This is a genomic window from Mycobacterium sp. (assembly GCF_032162605.1).
In the GTDB taxonomy this organism is placed as follows: domain Bacteria; phylum Actinomycetota; class Actinomycetes; order Mycobacteriales; family Mycobacteriaceae; genus Mycobacterium.
Genome location: NZ_JAVROT010000280.1, coordinates 1 through 7228 on the forward strand (window position 1 = coordinate 1; position 7228 = coordinate 7228).

The following is a 7228-nucleotide window of genomic DNA, read 5'->3' on the forward strand; positions in this document are numbered from 1 at the left end:
GCCATTGCCGGCCGGCATCCGATTGCCCGTTCACGGTGCCCATGGGGTGGGCCGGTTCGGGCGGCGAGGTTCTGCACCGGGCGGGGTCGGGGGTGTCGGCGGTCATGGCCGTCCCAGCTCTGGAGGTGGTTTGCGGGCGACGCCGCCCCAGAGGCAGACCTGCTCGGGTGGTGGCGGCGGGTCGTCGTGGTCACGCCGCCAGTTACTGACGGACAGCAGGCCGGGCTCGATCAGTTCGAGACGGTCGAAGAACTGTAGAACCTGGTCGTGGGTGCGGGCGGTGAAGTCACCGCCGCCTGACGGCAGCTGGGCGAACCGTGCGGCAATATCGGGGACGAGCAGGTCGGTGGTGGCGTGCGACACCACTAGGTAGCTGCCGACTGGGACGGCGTCCATCAGTGTTTTCACGGCGGAGTACGCCAGTTCGTCGTCGGGCAGGAAATGCAGGACGGCCACGAGTAGGACGGCGACGGGCTGGGTGAGGTCCAGGGTGCTAGTGATCTCACCGCTGGTGAGGATCTGCTCGGGGCGGCGCAGGTCGGCTTGTAGGTAGGCGGTGCGGCCCGGGGGGTCGCCGACGAGCAGGGCGCGGGCGTGCGCGAGGACCATCGGGTCGTTGTCGACGTAGACGATGCGGGCGTCGCTATGGATGCGTTGGGCGATCTGGTGGGTGTTGTCGGCGGCCGGCAAGCCGGTGCCGATGTCGAGGTACTGCCGGATGCCGTACTCGGCGGCGAGGAAGCGGACGGTGCGGTCGAGGAACCCGCGGTTCTCGACGGCAGCGGCGCGGATGTGGGGGAAGATCGCGGCGATGGCGTCGCCGGAGGCGCGGTCGGCGGCGAAATGGTCTTTGCCGCCGAGCCAGTAGTTGTATCGGCGGGCCGGATGCGCGACGGTCGTGTCGATGCCCTGTCCAGGTCGTTCATTGCGGGCGCGGGTGTCGTCGGGTTCTGGGGTGCTCAAGGTCATGGCCGCACCGCTGCAGGATGGCGGCGGCGTTGCCGCGGTGCCGGTGTCACGGCCATGGCGGCGGCGAGATCGTTGACGAAAGCGTCGATCTGTTCGCGGGTGACGCCGGGGACGCAGACGATGTGACTGGATCCGCTGCTGTCGTTGGCCAGGGTCCATTTCGCGAGCACTACGGCGGGCGGGGTGGGTAGCACGACGGTGAAGTAGGCGTTGGGGTTGCGCCAGGCTGGCACACCGATGCTGGTGAGCCGGTCGATGGTGTAGTCGGTGAGCGCCCGGCTGGTGTGCGCGCGGGCCCGGTGCCCGTCGCGGCCGTGTTGGGCTATGGCCTCGAACATCATTGCGGGGCACAGGCCGCTGCGGACGCCGGTCTCGGTGACGTTGAGGGTGTCGGTGTAGGCGATGACCTGGTCGTTGGGCTCGTCGCTGCCGCGGCCGAGGATGATGCCGCAGGCTTCGGGGACGGCGAGGAATTTGTAGCCGGAGATGCTGATGCTGTCCGCGCGGCTGAGGTCGACGGTGTCGTCGAGGGCTTGGGGGATGCCGGCGAGGGCGCCGTCGATGTGTAGGTAGCGGCGGCGGACCCGGTGCGTGTCGAGGATCGCGGTGATACCGGCCAGGTCGTCGCTGGCCTCGGTGACCGTGGTCCCCAACGTGGCGACGACGGTGACGGCGGCGGCGCCGTCCGGGCGGTCGGCGACCAGCGCGCCGACGGTGTTGTCGAGCTGTTTCAGATCGATGGCACCGCACGGTAGAGCGGGGACCTGCGCGCATGGCATCCGGAAGTCGCGGGCGGCGCGTGGGATCGAGTAGTGCACGGCGGTGGAATAGACGACGGTAGTGTCGGGGTGCAGGGCGCGGGCGCGGCGGATTGCGGCCCGGTTGCCGCCGGTGCCACCGGTGGTGGCGTAGCCCCACCGGTGGGCAGGGTTGATGCCGAACAGGTGGCTGAGCCAGTCGAGGACGGCGATCTCAGCTTCCATCGCATGTTGGCCGCCCGGCGGCCAGTGAGCCTCGGTGGAGATGTTGTTGAAGAAGCCGACGTCCAGCAGCTTCCGGGTGGCCGGGAATTCCAGATCGTAGGCGACGGGAAAGCCGAGGTAGTGCCAACGGTCGCGGAGATGCCGGTCGCGTAGCGCGGTGATCGCCGCCGGGGTGTCCGGTGTGGGGCAGGCGAGGTCGAACAGGTGCCGTAGGTCCGCGCTGGTGTGCTGGCTGAGGGCGGTCATGTCGGGCTCCGGTAGCCGAACGCCTCACGCAGCGCGGTGTGCAGGCCGGACAGGTGCTCCCATAGGTCGCGGGTGCCGAACATGGCCGGTGGTTTGCGGGTCAGGGCCGGGTCGTATCGGGTGATGCCACGCGAGTCGAGGGCGGCGGCGATCGCCGCGCTGGCGGTGATCTCGTAGGTGGGGTCGGCGATGCTGACCGCAGGCATCCGGCGTACGTGCAGACCGGTGCCGTTCTCAAGCAACGCCCAGCTCAGGCCGGGTAGGTGTGCCGGGGTCAGCGGCATACCGGAGACCGGGTCTTTCGCTTTGGCGTAATGCTTCTTGACCGACGCCCACGGTGTGGTCTCGGTGTCCAAGGTGGTGACCGCGACACCGAGGTAGGTGGTGTCGGCGGTCATGGCGGTTCCCGGCTCGGTGGGTGGGGCGTCGCTGGTCGAGACGATGCCGAGTCCTGGCGTGCGCGGATCCCACAACAAGCCCTGTTCCAGGGCCGCCGCGTAGGGGAACGGGCTGTGCGGCGCCTGCGCCCGGCGCCCGGGCAGCAGCCGGCGGCCCAGCCGGGCCCGTTCCTCGACGGTCAGGTAAGCCAGCAGACGCCGCTCCCGGCGAGCGTCAGCGACCATCGTGTCGACGATGCGGGCCAGGTCGTGCAGCATCGCCGGTAGATCATCGGCCTCCCCGACGTGGAACAGCCGGCCCGAGCCGACGACCTGCGCGGTGCCGCCGCGGCTGGGCCGACCGGACAGGAGCATCAGCGCGTGCGGGCCCGGCTCGGCGGCAGGGTTGCCGAGATGGGACTGCGTGTAGAGGGCGTGCCCGGCGCTGGCGCGGACAAGCCGCATGCCCAGCAGATTCACCAGCAGCGGGTCCTGCAGCATCGCCGCGGCCGAGTCGCCGTCCGGGTCGCCGGGCCTGGACGCAGCGGTGGCGGCGCCGGTGTTGATCCGCGGATCCTGTACCTGTTCGTACCGGGTCACCGGGTACTGCGACAACCCGCCGTCAGGTGTGGCAGGCGAGAGGGCTGGCAGCGGCGCCTGATCCTGAACGAACGGCTCCGGGGGTGCCTCGTGCCAGGGGGCGGGTGGCTTCCACCCGGCAGGCAGCAGGGACCGGTGCAGGGTTCCGCTGTCGGCAGGTCGCTGGTGCGGCATGTGGGGTGTCTTCTCGGCGGCCGGCCAGAAATGCTGGGCAGGCGCGGGCACCTCGGCCGGCACCCAGGCGCCGTCCGGGGTCCGGGAGCGATACCGGCTCGCGTCGGTCATCACGGCAGGGATTCCTTGTCAGATCGGCATACTGATAAACGGACGCGCCACCTGGGCGAGCGGCTTCGGTACGCCGTGGCTGATCCCGGCGTAGACGTCGCGGCGGCGGGCGGCGAGATACCCGGCCCACACCATCCCGGCGACCACGACAACGGCGAGGACAGCCGCGATGATCACCGGCAGCGGCGAACCGGGTCCGGCGCCGAGCAGCACGTCGCAGTGCAACAGCATCGACGCGAACATCACCGCGCCACCGGCGGTGCCGAGCAGCGGTGCGATCCACCGCGTCCACGCCGTCTCCGAGCGCCGCCCCCGCAGATACACCATCGCGGCGAGCGACGAGATCAGGAGAAGCGCGACCAGGCCGAGCGCACCGGCGGTCGCGAACCACGGGAACAACGAGAGCATCGGGTCGCGGCCGGAGATCGCGAAGACGGCGATCACCGCGATGCCGATCGCGGACTGCAGCAACGAGCCACCGACCGGGCTGCCGGCCAGTTCCCCCCGGCCGGTGTATGCCACCCGCACGGGCAGCACCTTCTCCTGGGCGATGGCGTAGCCGTAACGGGCGACGATCGCATGTACCGACAGGATCGTGGCGATCACCGCGAACACCAACATCAGTTGCGTCAGCAGGCCACCCAGCACCCCGTACACACTGCTCATCGTGTTCAACGGCACGTGCAGGTTCGGGTCGCTGGCAGCGACGCTCACGTTGTTCCAGCCGTTCGTAATCCCCATCGCCGCCGCCATCAACGACGACCCCACCCCAGCCGTGAGCAGCGCCCACGTCACCGCCCGGCCCGGACCACGCGGGTGGACGGCTTCGGTGCTGAACGAGGCGCCGCCATCGAAGCCCATCACCCCGGCGATGCACATCGTCAGCACGCTGCCGATCGTCGGGCCAGCCAACGCCGACCACGCATAGCCCTGCAAGGTGAGCTGGCCGTCCGCCGGATGGGTGAACCCGGCCACGATGAACAACACAATGAGCACGGCGGAGATCGCCAGGACGATCCCGAGCAGCCACGCCGAGACGATCACCCGCCGGACTCCGGTGACCGCGACGACGGCCCAGACCACCAGGGCGTAGATCCACCACGTGCCGCCGAGCACGCCGGCCAGGTAACCGCCGACAAGGCCGTACATGCAACACAGGATGGCGTTGTAGGCGGCCAAGCCGAGGAACCCGGCGCCGACACCGAGCGGCCGGCCCAATCCCCGCGCGACGGCCGCGTAGTACACCGCCGGGTGCGGGACGTGCCGGGCCATCGCGGTGTAACCCACCGACAACAACCACACCACAACTGTCACCAACACGAACGCCAGCGGAACCCCGGCAGCCTGCCCGAGCGCGTAGGTCGTCGGGATACCACCGATAAGGATGATCAACGGGCCGAACGCGTTCGTCGAGAACAGGTAGATCCGGCCAGTCGACATCGTCCGCCGATCGATGATCGCCTTCGTCACCGCACTGCCGCCGCTACTAGCCTGGCCGACACCGGGCGAACGAAGGCGACCGTTCGCCGTTCTACCTGGGCTTTGCTCAGGAGCGCTGGACGAGGGCGAGTCACGTGATCCTCCAAGTGGATTGCTAACGCAAAAGGGGGGCTGGCAGCACCAAGCGCATGCGATGGGCTACGCGATCAACAACGTTCGGTTCGACGGCGGTAAGTGGGCTGGGGGTGCCGCCGGCGTCGGCGAGAACCGCACCCCCAGCCTCAGTGCGCCCGGACGCCGACGGGCCACGCCGTTGGGCCCCCTCGCTGTCCAGGCAGGTACTTCCTCGCCCACCGCACCGCCCACGGCAGGTACGGCAAGCGAGGGCCTCATGGCAGAATGGCGAGCGCGGGCACGGGCGGTCGCCACATCGCTGACATCTGCACACCGCTCGGAAGCGCTCCTGACGGTCCGATCGCGGAATAGCCGTGCCGTTGCAGCAGCCGCTGCATCCGGTCGTCGGTCGTGACCGCGAAAGCGGGCGTCCCGAGCTCGGACAAGACCGCATGATGCGTGTTGAGCAGAAGGCTTCCGATACCCCGACCCTGCCGGTCCGGACGAACGCCGATGAAATCGAGCTGCTGATACGCGTAACCGGGCGCCCTGCGGCTGTCGGTGAATGCATGGATCTGCCGCCAGAGGCCCTGTGCCAAGGAAGTGGTGGCCGGTACAGGTGAACGGGTGACGAGGTCCGCGGAGGGCTTTGCCTTGAGCCCTGGATACATCGACCACAGGGCCGCACCGAGAATCTCATCGCCGTGGCGTGCGAGGCGGCAAATACCGGAGTCGATACTGGACGCGACCAGCCCTCCGATGTATTCCATCGATGACCGCTCGCGTTTGCTTGGATCGGACGCGCATGCGGCGGCCAACGGGTTGCCGGCGAATGCTGCTGTCAAGACCCGGGTGACGGCGAACGCGTCGCGGTCTAGCGCGTCGCGGATGACCAGGCTTGGGGCTGTGGCTGTTGTCATCAGTGGACCGCCTTTCCGTGGCGGAATGAGGGATGGACGGCGTGTGCTGGTTGCTACCTAACGATCACGGACTTGACGGTCGTGAGGAATACCGACCTTGTGTCCGACCTAGCGTGCCGACCTGCGGTCCGACTCGACGCTAACCTCGTGTTTCACCTCAGACTTGGCATTGACGCGAACACCGGCCTGGACCCCGACCGTCTCCTGTCGATGCTTTCCAGCAGCGCTGGAGGCTGCCCTGCTGGCGATTTCCATCAAGCCGAGCGCGCACAGGACATTCACACCAGGTCATCCAATCCGCCAGCGCCGCCGAGTTGCTCGAGACACCCCGTCACGGGCGACCGTCCGTACAGCTTGTGGGGACAGCTCTTCGCGGACACGCGCGAGGCGCTTGATGTGTTGACGTACGCCGAACCCTCCGAATTGAGCAGCACGACATCGTCGAGGTCCTCCGAGACTCTGGTCGGTTGAGGTACGACCCGACGCCGCACGCGCCGGTCTAGAGTGCTTCGCCCCAATGCGCGATCGGGGAAACCAGGGCCGCACAGATGGATGCCTGACGCGCTCCGGAACTCGGCCCTTCAAATCCTTGTCGGCTGCAGGACCCTGGGAATACCGACCTTGTGTCCGACCTAGCGTCCCCACTTGCGGTCCGACCTGCTCCTGAACTGCGAATATTCCATAGACTCCAAAACGTCTTCATGATCATCTACGGCCGGAGCGGGTTAGAGTGAGCCCACTCGACCGCTTATGTACCTGGGCGGCCGGGCCGAAGTGGACCCGTGGGAGGCTGCCGGTGACCGGCCCCAGTCCGTACGTCCGTCGCCGCTGGCTCGGACACGAGATCCGTCGGTTGCGCGCCGAACATCGCCTCAGCGGCGAGCAGCTCGCCCGCGCCCTGGGTTTCCCGCGTCAGCAAATTAGTGCCCTGGAGAACGGCCGGCTCGGGCCCGACATCGACCTGGTGTCCGGAATCTGCGAATACTTGCAGGTCGGCCCGAGACGCCGCGACGCGATCATTGCGGCGGCAACCGACGGCTGGGTCACCGGTTGGTGGATGAAAGGCGCCGACCGCATCGGTGACCGGCAAGCCCGGTTCGCCGACCTCGAAAGCGGCACCGCGGCCATCACCGAGTACGCCCTCGCTCTGGTACCCGGGCTACTCCAAACAGCTGATTTCGCCGACGCGCGGGTGCGCAGTGATCCCAGCCGGCAATCCGACACCTTCGACCCGGTCGCCGCTGTAGCGGCGCGCTCCCACCGCCAGCATCTTGTAGTCGCCGCTGGCGGGCCG

6 protein-coding genes are annotated in these 7228 nt (G+C 68.4%); 1 reads left to right on the forward strand and 5 read right to left on the reverse strand.

Annotation, left to right across the window (positions count from 1 at the left end):
• Positions 1 to 102: 102 nt before the first annotated feature.
• From QOI01_RS16515 to QOI01_RS16535, 5 genes are all read right to left on the reverse strand, one after another.
• The gene (locus QOI01_RS16515; RefSeq protein WP_526382726.1) at positions 103 to 969 is read right to left on the reverse strand and encodes an SAM-dependent methyltransferase; all 867 of its coding nucleotides are present in this window, start codon (positions 967 to 969) and stop codon (positions 103 to 105) included.
• Positions 966 to 2198 carry a pyridoxal-dependent decarboxylase gene (locus tag QOI01_RS16520; protein WP_526382728.1) on the reverse strand — a complete coding sequence of 411 codons (1233 nt, stop codon included), beginning with the start codon at positions 2196 to 2198 and terminating at the stop codon, positions 966 to 968. The genes QOI01_RS16515 and QOI01_RS16520 overlap by 4 nt, the downstream gene beginning before the upstream one ends.
• A complete protein-coding gene (locus QOI01_RS16525; protein WP_526382730.1) occupies positions 2195 to 3460 on the reverse strand; it encodes a hypothetical protein in 1266 nt (421 codons plus the stop codon). Before QOI01_RS16525 ends, QOI01_RS16520 begins: the two co-directional genes overlap by 4 nt.
• A gap of 18 nt (positions 3461 to 3478) precedes the next feature.
• Positions 3479 to 4930, reverse strand: a complete 1452-nt coding sequence (locus tag QOI01_RS16530; protein ID WP_526382732.1) for a hypothetical protein — start codon at positions 4928 to 4930, stop codon at positions 3479 to 3481.
• Positions 4931 to 5289: 359 nt separating this feature from the next.
• Complete coding sequence (locus QOI01_RS16535) at positions 5290 to 5934, reverse strand: GNAT family N-acetyltransferase (RefSeq protein WP_526382734.1); 645 nt, start codon at positions 5932 to 5934, stop codon at positions 5290 to 5292.
• 796 nt (positions 5935 to 6730) lie between these two features.
• On the opposite strand from QOI01_RS16535, the gene QOI01_RS16540 reads away from it, so the two are divergent.
• Positions 6731 to 7228, forward strand: a 498-nt coding sequence (locus QOI01_RS16540; protein WP_526382736.1) for a helix-turn-helix transcriptional regulator, incomplete at its 3' end; no start/stop codon positions are given.